At 54.6% G+C, this 22,856-nt stretch carries 20 protein-coding genes and 2 pseudogenes; 9 read left to right on the top strand and 13 right to left on the bottom strand.

All coding sequences use genetic code 11. The features are described 5' to 3' along the window. Positions 1–27 precede the first annotated feature (27 nt). The gene (locus LIO98_RS05145) at positions 28–1,224 is read right to left on the bottom strand and encodes an NRAMP family divalent metal transporter (RefSeq protein WP_291953777.1); all 1,197 of its coding nucleotides are present in this window, start codon (positions 1,222–1,224) and stop codon (positions 28–30) included. A gap of 235 nt (positions 1,225–1,459) precedes the next feature. On the opposite strand from LIO98_RS05145, the gene LIO98_RS05140 reads away from it, so the two are divergent. Both LIO98_RS05140 and LIO98_RS05135 read left to right on the top strand, forming a co-directional pair. After that, complete coding sequence (locus tag LIO98_RS05140) at positions 1,460–2,398, top strand: hypothetical protein (protein ID WP_291953776.1); 939 nt, start codon at positions 1,460–1,462, stop codon at positions 2,396–2,398. Positions 2,399–2,438: 40 nt separating this feature from the next. Beyond that, on the top strand, positions 2,439–3,209 hold the full coding sequence (locus tag LIO98_RS05135; RefSeq protein ID WP_291953774.1) for a hypothetical protein: 771 nt from the start codon (positions 2,439–2,441) through the stop codon (positions 3,207–3,209). Between the two features lie 250 nt (positions 3,210–3,459). On the opposite strand, the gene LIO98_RS05130 is transcribed toward LIO98_RS05135, so the two are convergent. The 4 genes from LIO98_RS05130 to LIO98_RS05115 are packed head-to-tail and all read right to left on the bottom strand — an operon-like array spanning position 3,460 to position 8,845. Further along, the gene (locus tag LIO98_RS05130) at positions 3,460–4,689 is read right to left on the bottom strand and encodes a hypothetical protein (RefSeq protein WP_291953772.1); all 1,230 of its coding nucleotides are present in this window, start codon (positions 4,687–4,689) and stop codon (positions 3,460–3,462) included. Beyond that, on the bottom strand, positions 4,682–6,037 hold the full coding sequence (locus tag LIO98_RS05125) for a sigma-54 dependent transcriptional regulator (RefSeq protein WP_291953771.1): 1,356 nt from the start codon (positions 6,035–6,037) through the stop codon (positions 4,682–4,684). The genes LIO98_RS05130 and LIO98_RS05125 overlap by 8 nt, the downstream gene beginning before the upstream one ends. Continuing rightward, a complete protein-coding gene (locus LIO98_RS05120; protein ID WP_291953769.1) occupies positions 6,018–7,349 on the bottom strand; it encodes an ATP-binding protein in 1,332 nt (443 codons plus the stop codon). Before LIO98_RS05120 ends, LIO98_RS05125 begins: the two co-directional genes overlap by 20 nt. Then, positions 7,334–8,845 (bottom strand): sodium:solute symporter family protein, encoded by a 1,512-nt coding sequence (locus LIO98_RS05115; protein WP_084002365.1) that lies wholly within the window; start codon positions 8,843–8,845, stop codon positions 7,334–7,336. Before LIO98_RS05115 ends, LIO98_RS05120 begins: the two co-directional genes overlap by 16 nt. A 108-nt stretch (positions 8,846–8,953) precedes the next feature. On the opposite strand from LIO98_RS05115, the gene LIO98_RS05110 reads away from it, so the two are divergent. Further along, positions 8,954–9,142, top strand: a complete 189-nt coding sequence (locus LIO98_RS05110; protein WP_066744959.1) for a hypothetical protein — start codon at positions 8,954–8,956, stop codon at positions 9,140–9,142. A 79-nt stretch (positions 9,143–9,221) separates the two neighbouring features. On the opposite strand, the gene LIO98_RS05105 is transcribed toward LIO98_RS05110, so the two are convergent. Continuing rightward, positions 9,222–10,541, bottom strand: coding sequence for a glucose-6-phosphate isomerase (locus LIO98_RS05105; protein WP_291953765.1), 1,320 nt, complete (start codon positions 10,539–10,541; stop codon positions 9,222–9,224). 176 nt (positions 10,542–10,717) lie between these two features. Beyond that, positions 10,718–10,918, bottom strand: a pseudogene (locus LIO98_RS05100) (glutaredoxin family protein); the annotation flags it as partial. A 328-nt stretch (positions 10,919–11,246) separates the two neighbouring features. Here LIO98_RS05100 and LIO98_RS05095 point away from each other — a divergent pair. Next, a complete protein-coding gene (locus LIO98_RS05095) occupies positions 11,247–12,092 on the top strand; it encodes a sulfide/dihydroorotate dehydrogenase-like FAD/NAD-binding protein (protein ID WP_291953761.1) in 846 nt (281 codons plus the stop codon). Then, positions 12,083–13,495 carry an NADPH-dependent glutamate synthase gene (gene gltA / locus LIO98_RS05090; RefSeq protein ID WP_291953759.1) on the top strand — a complete coding sequence of 471 codons (1,413 nt, stop codon included), beginning with the start codon at positions 12,083–12,085 and terminating at the stop codon, positions 13,493–13,495. Before LIO98_RS05095 ends, gltA begins: the two co-directional genes overlap by 10 nt. A gap of 106 nt (positions 13,496–13,601) precedes the next feature. Here the strand turns inward: gltA and LIO98_RS05085 are convergent, their stop codons facing one another. From LIO98_RS05085 to LIO98_RS05060, 6 genes and pseudogenes are all read right to left on the bottom strand, one after another. Beyond that, positions 13,602–15,215 carry a recombinase family protein gene (locus tag LIO98_RS05085; protein ID WP_291953757.1) on the bottom strand — a complete coding sequence of 538 codons (1,614 nt, stop codon included), beginning with the start codon at positions 15,213–15,215 and terminating at the stop codon, positions 13,602–13,604. An 18-nt stretch (positions 15,216–15,233) separates the two neighbouring features. Further along, a complete protein-coding gene (locus LIO98_RS05080) occupies positions 15,234–15,443 on the bottom strand; it encodes a hypothetical protein (RefSeq protein WP_291953755.1) in 210 nt (69 codons plus the stop codon). A 248-nt stretch (positions 15,444–15,691) separates the two neighbouring features. Beyond that, a pseudogene (locus tag LIO98_RS05075) lies at positions 15,692–16,275 on the bottom strand (DUF2800 domain-containing protein). Beyond that, a complete protein-coding gene (locus LIO98_RS05070) occupies positions 16,272–16,607 on the bottom strand; it encodes a hypothetical protein (protein WP_291953754.1) in 336 nt (111 codons plus the stop codon). Before LIO98_RS05070 ends, LIO98_RS05075 begins: the two are co-directional and overlap by 4 nt. After that, positions 16,573–16,773: a hypothetical protein gene (locus tag LIO98_RS05065; RefSeq protein WP_291953752.1), complete on the bottom strand. Its 201-nt coding sequence runs from the start codon at positions 16,771–16,773 to the stop codon at positions 16,573–16,575. The genes LIO98_RS05070 and LIO98_RS05065 overlap by 35 nt, the downstream gene beginning before the upstream one ends. An 87-nt stretch (positions 16,774–16,860) precedes the next feature. Further along, positions 16,861–17,439: a hypothetical protein gene (locus tag LIO98_RS05060; RefSeq protein ID WP_291953750.1), complete on the bottom strand. Its 579-nt coding sequence runs from the start codon at positions 17,437–17,439 to the stop codon at positions 16,861–16,863. 348 nt (positions 17,440–17,787) lie between these two features. Here LIO98_RS05060 and LIO98_RS05055 point away from each other — a divergent pair, with 348 nt between their 5' ends. From LIO98_RS05055 to LIO98_RS05040, 4 genes are all read left to right on the top strand, one after another. Further along, positions 17,788–18,654: a hypothetical protein gene (locus tag LIO98_RS05055; protein WP_291953748.1), complete on the top strand. Its 867-nt coding sequence runs from the start codon at positions 17,788–17,790 to the stop codon at positions 18,652–18,654. Between the two features lie 71 nt (positions 18,655–18,725). Further along, positions 18,726–19,262, top strand: a complete 537-nt coding sequence (locus tag LIO98_RS05050; protein WP_291953747.1) for a hypothetical protein — start codon at positions 18,726–18,728, stop codon at positions 19,260–19,262. 86 nt (positions 19,263–19,348) lie between these two features. Then, the gene (locus LIO98_RS05045; protein ID WP_291953746.1) at positions 19,349–19,552 is read left to right on the top strand and encodes a helix-turn-helix domain-containing protein; all 204 of its coding nucleotides are present in this window, start codon (positions 19,349–19,351) and stop codon (positions 19,550–19,552) included. A 28-nt stretch (positions 19,553–19,580) separates the two neighbouring features. Continuing rightward, the gene (locus LIO98_RS05040; protein ID WP_291953745.1) at positions 19,581–22,838 is read left to right on the top strand and encodes a helicase-related protein; all 3,258 of its coding nucleotides are present in this window, start codon (positions 19,581–19,583) and stop codon (positions 22,836–22,838) included. Positions 22,839–22,856 lie beyond the last annotated feature (18 nt).

Here is a 22,856-nt window from a genome sequence, read left to right as displayed (position 1 = left end):
TAATTTTACACCGTAAACCCTTTTCTCTTAGCTGAAAAGTTTCATTATTCCCGTAAGGGACTTGAAGCCCATCCAGGCCGTGAAGATGACCATTATCCAGCCCAGCACCGTGAGGACCATCGGGTGGTGGTAGCCCTCGCCGATGATCTTCTTATTGTAGGCCGCCAGCAGTACCGCGCCCAGCGAAACGGGGAGGATGAGTCCGTTGAGCGAGCCGGCGAATACTAGCAGCGTCACCGGGTTGCCCATCGTCGTAAAGATGGCCGTCGATACGCAGATGAAACCGATTATCCAGTAGCGGTGCTTCGCTTCGATCTGCTTAAAGAGCGTGCGCAGGAAGGAGATCGAGGTGTAGGAGGCGCCGACCACCGAGGTGACGGCCGCGCACCAGAGGATGACGCCGAAGATACGGTAGCCTATCTGACCCGCGCCGATGAGGAAGGCCGATGCCGGCGGGTTCTTCGGATCCAGCGCCACGCCGGTTACGACCACGCCGAGGATGGCGAGGAAGAGCAGGTAACGCATCACGCCGGTGATGCAGACCGCCGTCACGGAGCCGCGGGATATCTTATCAAGGTTGCCTACGCCTACGATGTCGGCGTCAATGATACGGTGCGCTCCCGCGAATGTGATGTAGCCGCCCACAGTTCCGCCGACCAGCGTGAGGATCGTCAGCCAGTCTATCTTTGAGGGCATCACGGTCTCCCTGAGAGCCAGCCCTACCGGAGGCATCGTCTTGACGACCATGAAGGCTACCATACAGAGCATGATTATGCCGAGCACCTTCGTGAACATGTCCATCGCCTTACCGGCCTCTTTATTTAGGAAGAGCGCGATGGCGACCAGAGCGCTTATCACCGCGCCGGGCGCCAGAGGCAGGCCGCAGATGACGTTGAGCCCCATCGCCGCGCCGCCGACATTTCCGATGTTAAATACCAGGCCGCCGATGGCGACGAGGACCGCCAGGAAGTACCCCAGACCGGGGAATACTTCATTCGCCACATCCTGCACGCGCTTCCCTGAGACTCCGAGGATACGCCAGATGTTCATCTGCACGATGATGTCTATGACGATTGAAACGATGATCGCGAAGGCGAAGGCCGCCTTCAGTTTGTCGGTAAAGACCGCCGTTTGTGTGAGGAACCCCGGTCCTATCGCAGAAGTGGCCATCAGGAAGGCCGCGCCGATAAGTACGCTTGCTACAGATTCTTTTTTCTCCGCCATTTTTGTTACCTCCTATGAGATTTTGATAAAACCCTTCATCTATATACATGCAAAAAAGTTGCTATATTTTTATTGAATAGAAAATTTTTTATCCCCTGCCGGATGCGGTCTTTTCGCGGCAGAGGGCAGTCCAAGGGGCGGGTGTGCGCTTTTCGCACTATGCAGGATGCGCACATCCGCCCAAGCGTGCTAAACTAGCACTATTAACTATGGCTGTTAAAATGGAGGAGCAGATATGAAAAAATTTACCATACTCTTGCCGGCACTAGTATTAATACTTTTTACCTCCAACCCCGGCGCGGCGGAAAAGATCGCCTTTTCGCGCGTCAGCGGCGGTGATTTTTACATTTACACCGCCGATAGCGCGACGGGAAGGACAACGCGGCTGTGCAAAGGATACGACCCAGAGATATCGCCCGACGGCGGCACGGTCGCCTATACGCAGTATGATAAAACAGGCGGCCGCTTTATAGCGCTCTGTGATATAACCTCAAGAAAATCACGGGTGATAAAGGAAGTACCGGGGAAAAACAGTTACGGCCCCCGCTGGTCCTCGAACGGAAGGCGTCTGCTGTATAACATCTTCATCGATCAGAGCAGATGGCTCCCCGCTCTTTATGACCTCGATACAAGGAAGAACATGACGATTGGCAGGGATACGGTAAAAACAGACCTCTTCGGCCCCTTCTGGTCCTCAGACTCCGCCTTCGTATATGCTTTTGACTTCGAAAACATCTATAAATTTTCGGAGACGGATGGCAGGCTTATGGAGAATATCCCCATGAACAGACTGCTGCCCTCCGATAATATCCTCATCAGCAGCGCCACCGGGATCTCCGTATCGCCGGACGGCACCATGTGGCTCTTCGCAGCGGAGGTCGGCGGCGAAAAATGCGCGCTCTGTGCGGTGGCTGGAAGCCTGGCTGAGGCCAAAGGCGCGGTGTTTATCTACCGTCTGGCTACGAAAAAAACGGAACGCCTCGCCGTTGGCGGTCTCTGCGTAATCGACGCCGCCTGGCTCGGCGCGGACGAGATAATCTTTTCCGCACACGCCCCGTCGGAAAAATCACGCGCCAAGTCAGCCAACATTTACGACATCTATAGGATGAAACTTAACGGCGAAAAACCGCGTAAAATAATCGCAAAGGGGAAAGCGGTCAGCGCCGCGAAATAACGCGGTTGCCGCCGACTATTTCAGCGCCCTCGTGAAAATCATGTCTATGCACGAAATAGAGAGCCTCGTAGAATCTTCCGTAATCACGCTCGCCAAACACGCTCCGGAACATCCACGCAGAGAAAGCATCTGTCTAAGCCTCTACGCGCTGCAAAGGCAGTTCGACTGCGGCTATACCATCCAGCGTGTGGCAAAAGAGCTTAAAAAACTTAATTATCTCTTTTATGTTCCAGCAACAAAACTGCCCCAGCAGGAGAGAGGCGAAGCAGAGAATATCATTAAAGATGGAGGCGGCCACATGGCGGACAAAACTTATGTCGACCACGAGAGCGGACTCTGTTATGTCACCGCCGGTTCGGAGCTGTGGGGAAAGCTGCTGGTTTTAAAAATACTGCCGAAATCGGCGCGCTCGCAGCTGAGCGACGACCTCTACCCTATGGAGCTCGCCGAAATCATTGTGCCTCTCGCGGCACTGGCAGCCGCGTCGGACGAAGCAGACTCAACCGGCGACGCGTTCAGGACGCTCGGTCTCTGGTATGCGCTCTTTCCGCTGCTCTGCGCCGCTGCGGGTTACAACGACGAAGCAAACGCCCCCGAAGAAAAACAGACCGATGCGCTGCTCAAACAGCTCTCACTGCCGGAGGCATTCGCAGCGGCGGAATCGTACTGCGGTGGATTGGACTTTACGGCCTTTGACACGGAGGATATGGGCTTCCTCAACGGCTGGGCGGAACCATATCATAAGTGGAAGAGGCAGAGGTCAGCAGCCTCATCAGCGCCCACCGACGGGAACGGCTGCGGTCCGGTATGATACGATGACCGTATGAGAAAATACTGGCCGCAGAGAAAAGTATACGGCTCACCGGCAGAGGCGGCTATAAAACAAGCGCCGGTAAGCGCTGGCGGTCAGACATCATCCAGTAAACGGCCTTGACCAAATTTTACGTCTGCTAGAATATCCCGCACCAAAACCGCCTTTGAAAAATAGAGTTCTGCCGCATATTCCGCAGTACGATAGTTTGGCGCTTATACACCGGGCAATAAGAGAAGCGCCGCCGTTTTCATCTTCCGCGCGCGGCCCCTATCTTTGCACTGTGCCAGGCTACCGTCCGCGTCGGCAGTCCGAGCCGTTCGCCTATCTCGCGGTTAGTCTGTCCCTGAGCGCGCATAACTGAGATCTGTGCCCGCAGCGCGGCGATGCTGACCGTTTTTTCCGCCGCCGCGGCCCGGGAGAAAAATATCCTCATCGGGTAGCTCCTGCCCCTTATCAGGCAGGAGGTATTCTGCATCGCGCGGTAGAGCGTCGAAGTGTGCAGAGAGAGCGCCGCGGCGGCCTCTTTGTATGTGAGCGGCTCCGGCGGGCGCGAAGGGGCCATGACCTTTTCACGCTGGACGGAGGCGATGTGAAACGCGGTACGCAGCAGGGTGCGGTAGCGCATGCCCAGCTTTTTAAGCGTATCTTTTGCCGCCCGCCATTCGCCGCACAGCCATTTTTCACGCAGCAAAGCATCCGAAAAGGCCTCAAACTCCGCAAAACCGTTCTCCACCCGCGGCATATTTTCAACGATAAGGCGTGGCGTTATCCTTTCTCCCTCAATGACAAACTCAATGTCCGGAAGGCTAAAGGCCGCCGGCGCGAAGTTTCTGCCGGGAGCCGGATCTAGGCTGCGAAGCAGCGCCAGCTCCGCCTCGATTTCACCGGCCTCAAAACCCTGTGAACCGCCCCACTCTGCGGCGCGGCCGGAAAGCAGAGCCGCCTCCCCCTCCGTAAGCAGCCGCCAGGCGGCACCTCCCTCTAACCTGCCGCGCCGCAGCTGTATCAGCAGCGACTCTTTAAGATCAGCGGCAAAAAGGCCGGCGGGCTCGACATAATCCTGTAAATTCTTTATAAACCGTTCCGCCGCCGCGGCGTCGATACCCGCGATGGAGGCGGCCTCCTCGGGCGTGGTGTTCAGGTATCCCCGCTCGTCAAGCAGCGAGCTCCAAAAGGCCGGATCAGCCGCTGTCCCCTCAAGGAAGGCAAAACCCGGACAGCCGCATATCTGTGGATAGAGGGCGGCGTCCAGCGACGGCCTTTCGGCGATATTTTCGTAGAAATCCTCCGCGTCCTCTATTCTTACGGAAAAACCACGGGGCGGCGAAAACCGCACCAGCGCGTTATCCCCCGCCAGCGCGCGGCAGATATCGGTGAGCTCCGCGGCCGGCGCGAGCAGAAGGTTAGCGCCCAAAAAGGCCTTTGGCGAAAGCCGGGGTTTACCCCGGAGGCCGGGCAGCAGCTTCAGTTCATTCAAGCCCGTGCCTCTGCATCCTCCGTATCAGGGAAAAGCGCGAGATGCCAAGCTCGGCGGCGGCCTGCGTGCGGTTACCGCCGCATTTGGCAAGCGCGGCGGTGATGAGTTCCCGCTCAACGCGGTCAATCGTATCGTTGAGCGACGCGCCGGGGGCGACGGCGCGGCTTTCGGGGACCAGGCCGACCGGGTGGGCGTCAAGCATCTCCATCGGCAGGTCGGCGAGGCGCACAAGTGAATCCGCCTGGCTGCGCAGAATCATGATCCTCTCGATCATGTTCCGCAGCTCGCGCACATTTCCTGGCCAGGGGTAACTCAGAAAGACCTCCTGCACCTCCTCCGTAAGCTCGGGCAGAGGCCTGTTCATCCTCTTAGAGCAGTCGCCGAGGAAATATGAGGCCAGCTCGAGGATATCCTTCCCCCGTTCACGCAGCGGCGGCAGTTTTATCGGTATCACCGATATCCGGAAATAGAGGTCCTTGCGGAAGCTCTCCTCCCGCACCTTCTTTTCAAGGTCAAGGCAGGTGGCGCAGATGAGCTTCAGGCTTATCTTCTTCTCCTTCGTGCTCCCCAGCGGCCTTATCGTACGCTGGTCGATAAAGCGGAACAGCTTCGTCTGCAGAGAGAGCGGCAGATCGCCGATCTCGTCGAGAAAGAGCGTACCCTTGTCGGCGACCTCGATCAGTCCCGGCTTATTTGAGTCGGCTCCGGTATAGGCCCCCTTGGCGTAGCCAAAGAGCTCCGCCTCCAGCAGCGCCTCCGGTATCGCCGAGCAGTTGACGGCGACAAACTCCCCCTGGCAGTTTGAGGCGCGGTGGATCATCCTTGCCGCCACCTCCTTCCCAGTACCGCTCTCTCCCGTCAAAAGCACCGTCACATCCTGGTAGGGAGCGAGCTTTGACAGCGTCTCGCTGACCTTTTCCATCGCGGGAGAGGAGCCGAGCAGCAGATTCGATTCGTCGGCCATCATCACCTCGGCCTGATTCTGCAGCCGTATCGATTCAAAGGCACGCGTCACCATATTCATCGCCGCGTCGAGGGGGAAGGGCTTGTCAAGATAATTATAGGCTCCCTGGCGTATCGCCCTGATGACGAGGCTGGAATCGCCGAAGGCCGTCATCATCACCACACGGCAGCGAGGCGCGATCTTGAGGATTATCGGCAGCATGTCGAGGCCGTTCCCGTCGGGGAGGCACTGGTCGAGGAACACCAGCGACGGTATCTCGGTGTTGAGCGCCTCCTGTAATTCATGTATCGTGGGGATACATTTAACGCTGTAGCCCTTTTTCTCAAAGGCCTTTTTCAGCCCCCCCGCAAGATTGGTCTCGTCGTCAACTATCCAGATGCTCATCGTCTCTTCCTCCGTGCTGTAATTTCAGATAGATCTTAAATGTAGTTCCGTTCGGCGAGCTCTCAAGCGAAAGCTCGCCGCCGAGCCCCTCCACTATTCGCTGTACGATACTGAGGCCAAGCCCCGTACCCTCCTTTTTCGTGGTAAAAAAGGGGTCGAAAATCCTGTGTTCGATATCGGGGGATATCCCTGGTCCCGTGTCGGAGACCATTATCATCCCCATCTTCTCCCCGCCGCGCGGCGCCGGGGCGTAGCCGATGGCGACGGTCAGCACCATCTCCCGCTCCTCATTCAGCGGCGACATCGACTGCATCGCGTTGAGAGTGAGGTTCATCACCAGCTGGCGCAGCAGCTCGCTGTCCGCCATGACGGCGACATCCTGCGCTGCGCTCTGCAATACCAGCCGCACATTATATTTCTGTGCCTGCGAGCCGAGCATCGCCCCGCTCCACGGCAGAAGGTCGTCCAGCTTCACCGGCGTAATGACGGTAGGACGCGGCCTCACGAATGAAAGAAGCTGCATAACTATATTGTTGAGCCGGTCCATCTCGTTGCCGAGAACAGCGATCTGCTCCCGTGCCTCCTCCGCGTCCTGCTGCCCCTCTCCACCGGCGGCCAGCCTGTCTATCTCGTCGCGCAGCAGATCCGTTTGTATCCGCATACTCGCGAGCGGGTTGCGTATCTCGTGGGAAAGCCCGGATATCATCTTGCCAAGCGCCGCCAGCCGGTCCATCCGGCTCACCTGCCGCTGGACCTCGCGCCACCGTTCAAGCTGAGAGGACATATTGTTGAAGCTCTCGACAAGCTCATGAAATTCATAGGGAGAAAAGAGCGTCTGCGGTATCCTTACCGATACGCCACCCGCGACCTCCCGGCACATCCATGTAAGGCGGCGCAGCGGCCTTGTAAGCATATACGAGAGGAATACGGCAAGTTCTACTGCGATGATGAGCCCGAGCATCCCGACCAGTATCAGGTAACGCTCCTCCTCCACCATATCGACATAGATCCTCTGCGTGTTGGAGACAAAGCCATACTCTTTGCCGCCGCTGTCTATGGTGAGCGACGGGACCTCACCGGCGGAGGTACCGCGCCAGTAGGGACCTAGCTCCTGCGCCATGACCTCCGGACTGTAGCTGAGATCATAATCTTTCATTAGGCGTTTCAGCCTCTCCGCCGACCTGCCGGCAGAGACAAGCTTGTCGCTGTAACTCTGGTGCAGGCGCGCTCCAAGCATCAGCACCACCATAGAGAGCGCGAGCAGGAGGAATATCCATTTCATCAGGGCTTCAAGACTTACCCTGCGAAACATTTCTTAGACCTCACAAACTTAGCAGCCATAAAGACCAGCCATTCCCCAACAAGCACGATGAGCATCGCATACTCCGGTTCGATATGGAAACCAAATATAAGGAGGAACTGGAGCATTATCGCGAGGCTGAGGACGGCGAAAAGTATCTCCTTAACGATGAGCCCGGGAGTGAAGAGCGGATAAAAATAGGCGATCGCGACGAGCGTCCAGCTTATCGTCCCCAGCTTTATATAGCCTGGCAGCCCCGCGTGGCTCAGCATCAGGGCGACGGAGGCTATCACCGTTATCGCAATGCGGTTGATAAAGAGAAAACGCTCCTCCTGGAAGGGGCGCAGCTCGCTTTCGTCCTTTTTCAGCGGCAGCAGGTCATAACAGAGGGAACAGGCGGCGAGCAGCAGCTGCGAGTTGGCCGTGCTCACCGCCGCCGCGATGACACATACAAGCAGCAGCATTCCGGCAAAAGGCGGAAGAAACTGCCCAAGTTTGGCAAAGGCCAGCGTCTCCTCAAGGCCGCCGATAAGCGGATATTTCAGGCGGCAGACCATGATGAAAAACGTCAGGCAGAGATATATCCAGCCAACCACATAGGGAGAGAGCGTCAGCATTCCGTAAGCCTCGCGCCTGCTGCGGCAGGCGATTATCCTGATCATATACTGCGGGTTGGTGGCGACGCCAAGCCCCCAGACAAGCATCATCGCGAAGGCGGAAAATACCTCCGAGAGGGAAAAACTATTCAGGGAAAGCTCCGCGCTTTCGGCGCGGAATACCTCGCGGGCGGCGGTAAAGCTAAAGCCCTCCGGCAGGCAGAACCAGGCGGCTACGGTCACGCCGAGGATGATCAGCAGCAGGTTGAGCATATCGCTGCGCACGACGGAGAGATAGCCGCCAAAGGTCGTGTACAGCACAAAGAGGTAGATCAGCGAGGTCGCCGCGAACCCCTGCGGTATCTCAAGCATATACGAAACGACGACGCCGAAGGCGCGGAACTGAATGACCAGATAGACGACATAGAGAAAAATCATCGTCAGCGCAACGAGCCTGCGCACGCGCACGTCTCCGTAGCGCTTTTCAAGCCACTCGGGCAGAGAGGTGACGCGCGCCGCCCGCAGACGTTTTACTACAAAGGGGAAAAACAGCAGGCCGATCATCCAGCCGTTGACCGAAGCCCAGAAGGCAACATAGCCCGAACGATAAAACCAAATGCCGAAGCCTACGAGCGAGAGCGGACTCATCCACGTCGCGCAGAAGGTGGCCAGCGTCGGAAACAGCGCCACCTTCATGTCGCCCAGATAGAAGGATTTTTTCGTCTCCTTCCAGGCGAAGGACTGTCCCGTCAGCAGGATGATAAATACCGTATAGGCCCCGAAGGCCGCGAGATAATAGATAAGCGGCGACATCAGCGTGAGCCGCGCCGGAGAAAATGGATGATGACGCCTGGGGCCACCGTCAGTAAAATAAATACCAGCCATATAAAGGTGCTGAGCCTCATCCGTCATTCCTCCCGCAGGACATAAATTAAGCCGTTCGCAAACTAGCCGTTGCTTTCGGTATGTAGTAATATAATTATTATAATATCTCTTGTGGAAATTTGGAGGCTTCTCAACATGGCAAAACAACAGCCCGAGGGCGTATATCTCTACATAAATGACAGCGGCGAACGGTTCATCGCGGTAATAGACGCCTTTGGCATGGCAAATATGCTCCCCTGGATGCAGCCGGGAGAGACCGACAACATCATCGAAAAGAGCTGGAACCTCACGGGAGACTTCATCAAACTGAGGATATCGGAGTAGGAGTTACTTTCATAAAAAGGCCCGCTTCCTCAATCAATAAGGAAGCGGCCCGCCTGTTTTCTATCAGTCAAGTCTGGAATTAAAGCGCCTCGATCCTCTCAGCGGCGATCTTTCGGAACCACTCGCCTACCTCTTCGGCGTCCTTTTCATAGCCCGCGCGGCCCATAAGGCCGTAAGTATATTTCTTACCCTGCTCGACACCGGGCTGGTCGAAGGGATTGATGCCCATCATGCGTCCCGTGAGCGCCGTCAGATATTCGTAGAAAAAGACCAGCGCCCCGACGGTCTCCGCGTCGAGCTTTTCAAGCTCCAGCCAGACGAGCGGATGGCCGGACTTCACGATCGCCGCCGCGGTGCTCTTCGCCTCGAGGTTCAGCATCGCGCCGATTCCCTGCCCGTCGAGATACTTGAGCGGCGAGAGGGCCTCGTGCTCTATAGCCGGCACGGAAAGTTCCACTCCGTGACCCTCTGCGCATATCAAAGTGAAAAACTTATCGTCGGGGCCCTCGGTGTAGAGCTGCACCTGCGAATGCTGGTCTATCGCGCCGAGAGCGCGCACCGGCGTCGTCCCAAGTCCTTTCTTGCCGAGGCTCTCGGCCCAGAGCTGAGCGTACCACTCAGCGAAGTAGGCCATCTTGCTTGAATAGGGCATAAGGACGGACATCGGGCGTCCCTCCCTCTCGTGCAGCAGATGGATCGCGGCAAGCTTCAGCGCGGGGTTTTTATCAAAATCTTTCTCCGCGGTGAGAAAATCCCTCATCGCGGCGGCTCCCCTTAGCAGCGCGGGAGCATCGATGCCGAGCGCGGCGGCGGTGACAAGCCCCGCGGGACAAAGCACGGAGTAACGTCCGCCGACGGAGGCGGGCAGCTCCATCACGCGGCAGTTGGAGCCGTTCGCGAAGGCGCGGAATATCCCCTTTTCAGGGTCTGTGATCACGAGGATGTCGGCGTCGCTCTGCCCCTTTTTAAGCAGCTCGCTGCGGTACCAGAGGAACTGCGTCATCGTCTCTGCGGTGGCGCCCGATTTACTGACGCCGACGAGCGCGACGCGCCCCTCCTTTACGCGCTCCCATATTGAGAGCGTCTTATCAGGATCAGGATTATCCGCGAGATAAAACTTCGGCCCCGGCGTGCTCTCATTGTAAAAACCGTCCAAAAGCGCCTGATTCAGCATCAGGTTTCCCAGAGCGGAGCCGCCGATGCCTACCTGTATCACGCTGTCGTAGCCCGCAAGCCATGCCGCCGTCTCCTCTATCTCTTCGACCGGGGAATCCGGCAGCGCCAGCCAGCCGTGTCCCTCGGTACAGGAGGGCGTCTCCGCGAGCCATCGCTGCGCGGCCAACGCCGCCGCGCCAAAACTCTCTTTCAGTTCAGTAAATGTCGTTGTGCTCCCGCCCAATGATGCGCCAAATGAAAATGAAATTTTCTTCATCGAAAACACCGGCCTTCTGCATGAATGTGAACAACAAAAAAATAGCGACGGCTGGCTCCAGGCCCGCCGTCACTATAATATACCCAATCTCTCTTTTTTTCACTCTCCGTCCGCCTCTAAAGAGTGTAAACGGCGTCAGGTTTTCAGGAAATCAGGTTATTTTCCTTGAGGGCCGCCTCCAGCTCTCCGGGGTTATAGCCGACAACGAACCTATCACTGATGAGGGTGACCGGCACGCCCATCTGTTTCGTCTTTTTTACAAGCTCCATCGCCGCCGCCCGGTCTGCAGAGACGTCCACGGTCGTATATGCCACCTTAAGATTGTCAAGGAACTCCTTGACCTTAGTGCACCACGGTCAGGTCTGTGACGTGTATACCTTTACTTCCATATCTATATCACCGCTCCTTAAAGTTATTTTAAAATCGTTTCACTTATTATATTATACCCCATAAACTCTAAATAGTCCCCCGCATAAAAGACAGATGTTTTTTCGCGAAAAACCTTCCTTTTAGCGTCCGTACCATTCCTCCAAAAATTCTTTTACGGTTGGTTTGCCCTTTTATGCTTAGGCACATTGCATTATTTACGAAATTGCGTTAAATTTATAGCCAGTTTGCGTAAATTGGGAAACGAGGCATAAATTGCTCTTACATTCTTAGAGGAGGTACATCATGTTCAAAATCGTATCAAAGCAAAAGCTTGCGCCGAAAGAATTCGACATCTGGGTCGAAGCTCCGCGCATCGCGAATCACGCGAAGGCGGGCCAGTTCGTCGTTCTTCGCGTCGACGACTCGGGAGAGAGAATCCCCCTCACAATCGCCGATTACGACAGCGAGAAGGGGCTTATCCGCCTCATCTTCCAGGTTGTAGGCAAGACGACGGCTCTCATGTCCGGACTCGGCGTCGGGGACTGCATCCAGGACATCTCCGGCCCTCTCGGCACTCCCAGCGAGATCGAGAACTACGGCACGGTGCTCATGGTCGGCGGCGGCATCGGCATAGCTGCCCTCTTTCCCATCATCAAATCCCTGAAACTCGCAGGCAACAAGGTCATCACCATCCTCGGCGGACGCACCTCGGACCTCGTGATCATGAAGGACGAGTGCCGCAAATACTCCGACGAACTGATCATCACCACCGACGACGGCTCCGAGGGCATGAAGGGCGTCGTCACCGAGGCGATGAAGATGGTAGTCGAGCGCGGAGAGAAGATCGACCGCAGCTGGTGCATCGGCCCCTCCATCATGATGAAGTTCGGCACCAAGGCCGCTAAGGAACTCGGCCTTCCCATCTGGGTTTCGCTCAACCCGCTGATGGTCGACGGGACCGGCATGTGCGGCTGCTGCCGCGTGACGGTCGATGGCAAGATATTCTTTGCCTGCGTCGACGGCCCCGAGTTCGACGGGCACAAGGTCAACTGGGACGAGTTCATGAGCCGCCTCCGCCAGTATAAAGACGAAGAAAAAATCTCCATGGAAAAATATGAAGCAGAAGTAGGTGAACCGACATGGCTGTAACATTCTCAAAGTGGAAGACCCCCATCAAAGAACAGGATCCTGAAGTACGTAAAGGCAATTTCGGTGAAGTTTGCCTCGGCTATAGCCTCGAAGAGGGACAGCTGGAGGCCGGACGCTGCCTCCAGTGCAAAACGAAGCCCTGCATCGCGGGCTGCCCCGTCAAGATAGACATCCCCGCCTTCATCAAGTGCGTTAAAGAGGGCGATATGGCCGGCGCCGCCGAAGTGATGGATAAATACACGAACCTTCCCGCCGTCTGCGGACGCGTCTGCCCGCAGGAATCACAGTGCGAAGGCCTCTGCACCGTCGGCAAGATGAAGGACTTTGAGCCTGTCGCTATCGGCAAGCTCGAGCGCCTTGTCGCCGACTGGAAATACGCGCAGGAAAATATGGCTCCCAAGGCCTACGAGGGAGAAAAGAAGGGCAAAGTCGCGGTAGTCGGCTCCGGCCCCTCAAGCCTCACCGTCGCGGGTGACCTCGCGAAGATGGGCTACGAAGTAAAGATCTTTGAAGCCCTTCACGCGGCCGGCGGCGTGCTAATCTACGGCATCCCCGAATTCCGTCTCCCCAAGAAGATCGTCAAGATGGAGATCGATGCCATGCAGAAGCTCGGCGTAGACATCGAATGCAACGTCGTTGTCGGCAAGACGATCACCATGCAGGAGATCATGGATGAGTATGACGCCTGCTACATCGCGGTCGGCGCGGGCGCGCCGCACTTCCAGGGCGTCCCCGGCACTACGCTCAACGGCGTATACTCCGCCTCCGAGTACCTCACAAGAATCAACCTCATGCACGGCTATGAGTTCCCGAAATTCGACACCCCCGCCAAAAAGGCGAAGAAGGTCGTCGTCATCGGCGGCGGCAACGTCGCGATGGACGCCGCACGCTCCGCGAAGCGCCTCGGCGCCGAAGAGGTGACGGTGGCCTACCGCCGTTCGCTCGCCGAACTCCCCGCGCGTATCGAAGAGTATCACCACGCCGTTGAGGAGGGAATCGTCTTCAACTGGCTCACAAACCCGACCGAATATGTCGACGACGGCAACGGACAGCTCAAGGGCGTCAAATGCATCAAAATGGAGCTCGGCGAGCCAGACGCCTCCGGCAGACGCCGCCCCGTTCCCATCGAGGGCAGCGAGTTCTTCATCGAGGCCGACTGCGCCATCGAGGCGATCGGACAGGGCTCCAACAAAGTCCTGCTCTCGACCTTCCCCGAGATGAAGCTCAACAAGTGGGGCTACATCGAAGCCGACGAAAAGACCGGTGCGACCTCCGTCCCCGGCGTATTCGCGGGCGGTGACATCGTCACCGGCGCGGCCACCGTCATCCTCGCGATGGGCGCCGGCAAAGACGCCGCCGTGGCGATCGACAAATACATCACCGAAAAGAAAGCCGCGAAGTAAGCGACCACATTTTCAAACAGCAAACACCTCCGCTCTTCGGCGGGGTGCGATAGGGATTTTTAATCCCGAAAAAATAATCGGCACGGTTCGCTCTGAACTGTGCCGATTATATCTTTCCGATGAAGTTGTAGTAGATGTCAACCTGCTGGATTCGCTTTCCGTCTTCGCCCTTTGTCCTGTGGTGGATTATCACTTTCTCGATGAACGTCCGCAGGATTTCTGCGTCGAGTTTTTCAATTTCGGTGTATTTCCTTACGAGTTTCAGAAAACTCTCGGTGCTGACTGCCAGCTCGCGTTGCTCTTGGAGAAACGCCTCAAGGTCTGCTAACTCCTTGGCAAGTGCGGATTGTTCAGTTTCATACTCTGCGGACATTTTGGCAAACCGCTCATCGCTTACTTTGCCTGCGACATTATCCTCGTAGAGCCGCCTGATGATTTTATCAATCGCGCTATGGCGGCTTTTCTTTTGCTCATAGTCCCGTCTGCTTTGCCGTAGTGCCTTTTCATCCTCGGCGTCGCTTACCCGCTTTATCTGACGCACAAACTCGCCCTCGTCGCTCTGGACAAGTGCAAGCACCCTGCGGAGGTCGGTCAAGACGAGGCTCTCAAGGCGAACGTTCATTATTTGGTGAGCAGAGCAACCACCCCGTTTCTTTCGGTAGGTTGAGCAGTTGAAGTACCATTTTTCTTCGGGAATCGATGTAGTCCTGTATTGGTACATCTTTGCTCTGCACGTTCCGCAAAACACAAGTCCCGAAAACATATACGGTTCGGCCATTTTAGTGGGTCGGCGTTTGCAATCCCTTATCCGTTGAACGGTTTCGAAGACCTCCCTGTCAATAATCGGCTCGTGAACATCGCTGAAGATAACGTAGTTCTCAGGATCGTTTTTCAATTGCTTCTTTTGCTTGTAGGATTTTCGGTAGGTCTTGAAATTAACGATGTCTCCTACATATTCTTGCCGAGAAAGAATCTTGGCTACGGTTGTGTCCGTCCAGAAGCAAGGGGCGTCGGAAACGTTTGTATAAGCGACGTGTTCATGCTCGATGGCGTAAAACGCAGGGGTCTTCACCCTCCGCTCTCGAAGGCTTCGGGCGATTTGAGAAACGCCTTTGCCGTTCATAACTTCGGCGAAGATAAACCTTACTATCTCCGCCGCTTCTTCGTCGACAACCCATCTGTTCTTGTTGTCTGGGTCTTTCATGTAGCCGTAAGGCGGGTGCGTAGCCAGCGGCTTGCCGCTCGCGCCTTTGGGCTTCATGACGGCACGTATTTTTTTAGACGTGTCTCGAGAAAACCATTCATTGAAAAGATTTTTGAAGGGGGGCAAATCATTGTCGCCGCTCTCCCTGTCGCTATCGACATTGTCGTTGATAGCGATGAAGCGAACATCATGCCGTGGGAATGTAATCTCGGTGTACATACCGACTTCGAGGTAATTCCTCCCGAAGCGGCTCATGTCCTTTACGATGACTGTGCTTACGTTGTCGTTCTCGACTTCCGCGAGCATGGACTGAAATCCAGGTTGGTCAAATGTAGCCCCTGAGATTCCATCGTCCACGAAGAAGCGGGTATTGCCGAAGCCTCGTTCCCTCGCGTACTTGGTGAGGATTTCCTTTTGGTGTACGATTGAGTTCGATTCGCCTAACTCGAAATCCTCCCGACTCCATCGGCAGTACAAGGCTGTGATTTTGCCTTGTTCGGCTTGCGTAATGTGCATAGAGCAGATACCTCCTATTTATTGGTACGTACTATATTCGCTCTGTTTTAAGCACATAGCAAGTCTATTATCGCTGCTATTCTGGTAACTTTGTGTGTCTGAAACGTGTTGTAAAATCAGGCGCTCCAACTTTTTCTTAATCGGCTCTGTAGCTGTTTCGGAACACGCCGAGGTTACGACATACAGGGTGTCATCGATTTGAATTTCCGTGACAGTTTTCTTTTCCATACAACAAGTCCTCCAGTCCGAGCGGCATAGAAAACCCCTCACTTCCTACTGGACAGCAAGCGATGGAAATCCGTAGTAAAAATGAAAAAAGCCCCGCAGAACAGCCGAAGCCGCCCTGCGGGGTTAAGTGTGTGTTGCCCTATACCTTCTTCACATAGTCGAGGCTAATCCAGCCCGCGCCGGATTTCAGCTTGCCCCAGAGCGTCGCGCCTTTGCCGGGCGACTCGCCGACGATGGTATATGTGCCTTTATCCTTGATTGCGCCTACTACGGCGGTGTCCGTCCCGGGACACCTCCCAAGTGGAGCAGTTTGAAAGCCTCGGTTGGAAAACGCTCATCCGCACGGTGCTGATGTCATACAAGCTTCCGAACATCTCCAATGCGCCGAGCGCGTACAACCGAAGTTGGTCGTTGCCCTCCGCACCGACCTTCACGCCCCTGCCGTACTTCAGGTCAACTATATGAAGCACACCATCAGAGATGATGAGCGCGTCGCAGGTGCCGGAGCATTCGGGTACCCACTTGGAGCAGTCCACTTTCTGTTCCACATAGACCTTGGGGTCGGTCAGACGCGCAAGCTGCTCGCCCACGAATGAGATATAATCATCAGTGTGTTCATCCATCTCGATGTCGCCGCACTTTTTTGGGGCTTTTATTCTCCCAAGCCTGTGAAGAAGTTTTTTCTCCGCCGTCTGGTGGCAAGCGTTCCCTCCTGCGCATAGCCCGAACTCGTGTCCTGATAATTCTCTGTCAGGCGGGCGCTTGGAGGGCACTCAATCCAGCGGTGGCTTGAAGAGGGCGACAGAAGGGAGTGCTTTGCATCGTCGCTCATTTGATTGCCCTCGCTTCCTCAATGAGGGCGTCAAACTCCGACGGGTCGACTTCGGACAGGCGTTTCGCGCCGTGCTTTTGAATCAACGCTTGCACGGATTCCCTGTGGCCGCTTGAAGCCTTGTCAGCCAAGATGCCGCGCACCTCTTCCAGCGTAGTCGCCTTCTTGCTTGGCATCGGCTGTTGACTTATTTGGCCAACGATTGCCGCATCGTCTTCACGGTCGTAATCGCTGTCGGGATACGCCGTCAACAGTTCATCCGCTACGGCTTGCAGCGTCGCAATCGCGCAAGCGATGTCATTGGCGAGCGAAATAGTTCTGTCTGGCGTCATTGACTTTTCCTCCTCTCGATTTTTCCGCGCGTCGCTGCTCCAGAGCGGCTATCCTGCCCGCGAGCCTTTTGCTCACTACGCTGATGGCCGTCAGGACACCGACAAGTTCTTCGCTCCGTTCGCGGTCGCGGTAATCCACGAACCGGATGCATTCTCTTGTTTTCATCTGCTTTACCTCCGTTTCTGTGATGTGGGAGCAAATCGCCACTCACTTCCTACTGGACAGCGAGGGGCGAAAATCCGTAGTTGAAAATCAGTTGTTTGTGTAGAAGCTCTTCAGGACGGGGTCGGAGCCGATGATGCCTTTGAGCCGTTTCTCTCTGTAGCGCACACCGTCAAGAGTGATGTGGAAGCGGTCTGCGATGTCCTGTTTCTTCGCCTTGACTTTCATCAGTTCCCACAACTCGCGGTCGTCGTCTGATAGCGTGTTCAGTACATCCATAAGGGCTTCAAGCTGTGCCTTGTCCTCGTAGATGGCGTAAATGTTGGCGGTTTCGTCCGCTAATTCCGTGTAAACCTCGGAGCCGTCGTCCCCGTAGCCGACGGGCTTGTCCAACTCAATGGCGGTATGCTCCGCGTCGCTTATGGCAGTCCGCTCAGCCTTTTTGCGGTCTGCGGCGTTGCGCTTTCCGAGCGTTTCGCCCAAAGGGCTGCGCGGCAGCCTGACGGCATAGTTGGCTTCAACGTCGTACCACCACCGCTGGACGAATGGGCAGCCGGGCGTCGGGTCTTCCGGCGGTGCGAAGCACTCGCGCCGGGTTGTTTCGGTCTCGACTCCGTCGGGAGTCATTGTGTAATAGTGCTGATAAAACAGCTTCTGGTAATTCCGCATGGGGATTTTCCTCCTTGTGATTTGAAATTGATGGCTTGTCCGAGCCGGGTTCAGTTGTCTGCGTCACCACCGCCGCAGGCGGCGGTCGGGCACACGGCTGCGCGTTTTTCATCTGGTTACCTCCGTTGATTTACAGTTAGGCACTTAACTTTGGGGATAAATGGGTATATAATGTTTTAATGTGATTTATTTGGGATTGTGGCGACGACCAAGTACCGGGTTGTCCCTCGCCGAGCAATAAAAAAAGCCCCTGCGATTTCTCACAGGGACTAACTTGAAGTCCATTGGGTCGGGAGCAATTGTAAATAGGATCAATAGAGTAAATGAGTTTCAATGGAGGCAAAAAACGTGGCAGATATCGCTTATCCCGTCCTGTGTGGCGGTACATATTTCACGCTGGTTCTCGAAGCAAGGAAGCAGCGGACGAGCCAACGCAGCCGGTATGAGGGCGAGAAGGATGGTTTGTCTCAAACGAAGACGCTTGAAGGGCTTGGGAAGGTAGTGTATCCCGAGTACAACCCACCCCGTAACGAGCAAACCTTCAGGACTAACGCAAATGCATATAAATCCTGTGCTGATGACGGGAGCAACTTATCGTTCCTATTTCCTGATAAAAAGTCCGCGTTTGACAACCGAGTGAAAAATGATTATCAAGAGGCTTTGCGGGCAATGTGCGAATTCGTAGACCAGTTCCTTGAAGTCAGCATAAGCATAAAAAAAGAGGAATGGCTTGTTAAAGCCCTGTTAGAACTGATTGAGGGCGATGCAAGTATTCCTGAAGACCAATTATTTTTTGTTCGTAGCGACGGGCAAGCGATACCGAAATCCGCAATGCGACAGGAGAGCGAATTCGCATTGCAGACGCTGCTTTTAGGTTTATGGCACTTCGTCATCACTACTCGGACTGATAACAAATCGGGTAAAGACACATTTGATGCATGTTGTCCATCAAGAGACCGTGCGGAGCGAAAATATGAAGGCAACATAGGAGAAGGGATTAAACGGAAAATCAGGGTTGACGTGCTGCCCACTCCGACCGGTGAGGCGGCAGCGAATGACGAAGCCGCAGCAACAGTTGAATCTCAGCTAAAGGAAAATACAGCGACTCCGCCATTTGACGCCGACCCGAAACGAATAACCGTCAACAATTACGGCACCGTTCAAAATCAAAAATTCATCTCTATTGAAACGATGAATGGGGATATCAATCTGTAAGAGATAATACTATAGGGAATATTGAGAACCACGCTAACGTTGCCAATCAAACAATAATTAACATCCAGAGTATGTCAGGCAACATAGGCAGCCCTTATTTTGTTATGCCTTCACAGGCTTCCATAAAGGGAGGTGTTGTAGCAACGAGTTTTACTTTGAACACCAATTACTACAATCTTTTTGTGATTGGAGACGAGTCTTTTTCTGACGGACATTTCATTGTCCCAAAAGACCGTGCGTTAACCGAAAGCATTACCCCTGAAAACAAAGAACAGTTCTCTGCTTTGAGCGATGAGGCAATTAGCCTAATAAAAACATTCCCATCCCTGTTTGCAAGCGAGAATCACCACTGTGGAAAAACCGACGATGACCACAACGCCATCTTAGGGCTTGTTTCCGAGGTTAGGATTCAAGACAATGGCATCAAGATACATTTCCAACCGCTATGGCCGATACCCCAGCAGCGAATTAACGAGATAGCCAGTCAGTTGGCAATCCAAGGCGCATCCTCTTTCAACGAACTGAACCGCACACATTGGGCAATCAAAAGGCTTAACCTAATTGAAGAACTGAAGGCGGCGGGTATCAGCGTCCTCGCTCCAACATAATCCATAACAAACCAGAATTAACTCTTGTATTTCTGAGCAAAATGTGTTAAAATAGTAGATGTATAATTGAAACGGAGGATTCCAAAATGAGTAACGAGCCGGAAAACGTCATGCCAGAGAAATGGGTCAACCTTGAAGATATCGCCATACACCTCAGTATGAGCGAGGACACCGTGCGAACGTGGGTTAAGGAAGGCAAATTGCCGTTCTATCGTGTAGGCAAACGATACAAGTTCAAGATTTCCGAAGTGGATGACTGGATACGCACAGGCAAGATTAAGGAGTCTTAATTATTGAAAACCTAAGGAGCCAACTATTATGCAGATGCCGGAGATGCTCGATAACGTGAGCAAAACCGTCAAAGACGATTTGACGGTCACAATAAAGAAGGGCGACAAGCTGTCAGTGGCGGCGGCGTGTTTCTCCATATACGCATACCAAGCCCTCAAGAAGCAGCTTGACGGCATCGCCGAGTTGAGCTTTATATTTACTTCACCGACCTTCCTTCAAGAGAAAGCGCCGAAAGCAAAGCGCGAATTTTATATTCCCCGCCTCGACCGAGAGCGCTCCCTTTACGGCACGGAGTTTGAGGTCAAACTTCGCAATGAACTGACGCAGAAAGCCATCGCCCGCGAATGCGCCAAATGGATTCGCAAACGTGTGCAGTTCCGCTCGAACCTGACAGGCGGCGGTATTGCAAACTTTATGTGCGTACAAGCCGCAGGCGAGGCGGTCACCTACGCTCCGCTGAACAATTTCACCACCTCCGACCTTGGCGTTCAGCGTGGCAACAATATCCTGAACCCCGTCATGAAGACTTTCTCGCCTACGGCAGAGCAGTATGTCGCTTTGTTCGAGCAGGTGTGGAACGACAAAAAACTGCTGCAAGACGTGACCGACCAAGTCATTGACAGCATCACCGCCGCCTACAATGAGAACTCGCCGGAGTTTATTTACTTCGTCGCGCTCTACAATATTTTCAATGAGTTTCTGGAGGACATCTCCGAAGACGTGCTTCCGAATGAAGCAACAGGATTCAAAGAATCAAAGATTTGGAACAAGCTGTATGACTTCCAAAGGGACGCCACCCTTGCCATCATCAACAAACTCGAAAAATACAACGGCTGCATCCTCGCCGACAGCGTGGGGCTTGGAAAAACGTTCACGGCATTGTCGGTGATAAAGTATTACGAACTCCGCAACCGCATGGTGCTGGTGCTTTGCCCGAAGAAACTGGGCGACAACTGGCACACATTCAAAGAGAACTATCTGAACAACCCCATTGCGGCAGACCGTTTGCGCTATGACGTTCTTTACCACACTGACCTTTCGAGAGAACACGGCTTGTCGGGAAGCATCGACCTCGCCAAGCTGAACTGGGGCAACTACGACCTTGTGGTTATCGACGAGAGCCATAATTTCCGCAACGGCGGCGATTATTCCGGGCGCGGGGACGACAAGCGTGAGAACCGCTATCTGCAATTGCTGAATCGGGTCATCCGCAAAGGCGTGAAGACAAAAGTCCTGATGCTTTCGGCGACGCCCGTAAACAACGGTTTTTCCGACCTCCGCCATCAGCTTGAACTCGCCTACGAGGGCAACCCGACGCTGATAAACGACAAACTCGATACCACGAAGCCGATTGACGTTATCTTCCGCAATGCCCAGACTGCTTTCAATCGGTGGAGCAAACTCGAACCCGAAGAGCGCACAACCGAAAACCTGCTGCGCTCTCTTGACTTTGACTTCTTTACGATGCTTGACAGCGTGACGATTGCCCGCTCCCGCAAGCATATTGAAAAATACTACGATACCACCGCAATCGGGAAGTTTCCCGAACGGATGAAGCCCATAACACTCCGTCCGAGGATGACCGACCTTGAGTCTGCGATTGACTACGACGATATTTACGAGCAGTTGATGAAGCTGAACCTCACCATCTACACTCCGACCGACTTCCTGCTTGAGAGCCGCAGGGCGAAATATGTAGACCCAAGCAAGAATATTGACCGCGCCGGGCGTGAAAGCGGCATCCGCCGCCTGATGTGCATCAATCTCTTGAAGCGGCTGGAGAGTTCCGTTTACTCGTTCCGCATCACCTTAGACCGTGTGCGGGCTTTGATTGACGGCACAATTGCCGATATCGACGCTTATGTCAGCGGAACGCAGCGAATCATCAACACGCATGAAATCTCCGAATCCGAGTTTGACGGCGACGACGTGAATACGGATTTCTTTGATACGGAGAGAAAGAAACTTGACATTGAACTCGCCGATATGGACTACATATCTTGGCGGGAGAACCTTGCCGACGATGCCGAAATCCTCCAGCTTCTCTCCATGCTGATAGAGGACGTTACGCCCGAACACGACACCAAACTGCAAACGCTGCTTGGGCTCATCGCCGATAAGATTCAACACACGTTCAATCCGGGCAACAAAAAGGTGTTGCTCTTTTCCGCGTTCTCAGACACGGTCGACTACCTATACAGAGAGGTCGCGCCATTCGTCAAAGAGCGGTTTGGACTGGACACGGCAATGATAACCGGCACGACGGACGGCAGGACGACCGTCAAACTAAAGCGCACGGATATGAACACCATACTGACGCTGTTCTCCCCGCATTCTAAGGACAAAGAACTGCTTATGCCGGACGCCGACGCAGAGATAGACATTCTGATTGCTACGGACTGCATCTCAGAGGGGCAGAACCTGCAGGACTGCGACTACTGCGTCAACTACGACATCCATTGGAACCCGGTCCGTATTATCCAACGCTTCGGGCGCATTGACCGTATCGGCAGCCAAAACGCCCGGATTCAGCTTGTGAATTTCTGGCCGAACATCGACCTCGACAAGTACCTTGAACTCAAAGGCCGCGTCGAGACCCGCATAAAGGTTTCCGTCATGACCGCCACGGGCGACGACAACCCGATAGACCCCGAAGAGCAAGGCGACCTCGAATACCGCAAGGCGCAGCTTGAAAAGCTGCAAAACGAGGTCGTCGATATAGAGGAAATGCAGTCCGGCGTGTCCATTATGGACTTGGGGCTGAATGAGTTCCGGCTCGACCTTCTTGAATATGTCGAGCGGCACGGCGAACTGGACGGCACTCCCTTTGGGCTCCACGCCGTGGTGCGCGGAAACGCTGACGCGCCCAAAGGCACGATTTTCATCCTGAAAAACCGCAACGCGAACATAGATGTTCACAACCAGAACCAACTACACCCGTTTTATATGGTCTATATGAGCGACGAGGCGGACGACAACGGCGAACCTGTTGTGTTCATCGACCACCTGCGCCCCAAAAAGCTGCTCGACTCGCTCCGCCAGATTTGCAAGGGAAAGGACAAGCCAGAAGACGAACTCTGCCGCGCGTTTAACGCCGAAACCAAGGACGGCAGGAATATGCGCCGGTACTCCGACCTTTTGTGCTTTGCGGTGGAATCGATTGTAGACCTGAACGAGGGCGACGCCATCGATAGCTTCATTTCCGGCAAGCAGATATCCCTTGCCGCGAACACGATTGAGGGGCTGGATGACTTTGAACTGGTTTGTTTTATAGCCATAAAGTGAGGTGATTGTGATGCTGGG

The sequence above is a fragment of the Cloacibacillus sp. genome (genome assembly GCF_020860125.1).
In the GTDB taxonomy this organism is placed as follows: domain Bacteria; phylum Synergistota; class Synergistia; order Synergistales; family Synergistaceae; genus Cloacibacillus.
This window is presented reverse-complemented; position numbering and strand designations above follow the sequence as displayed.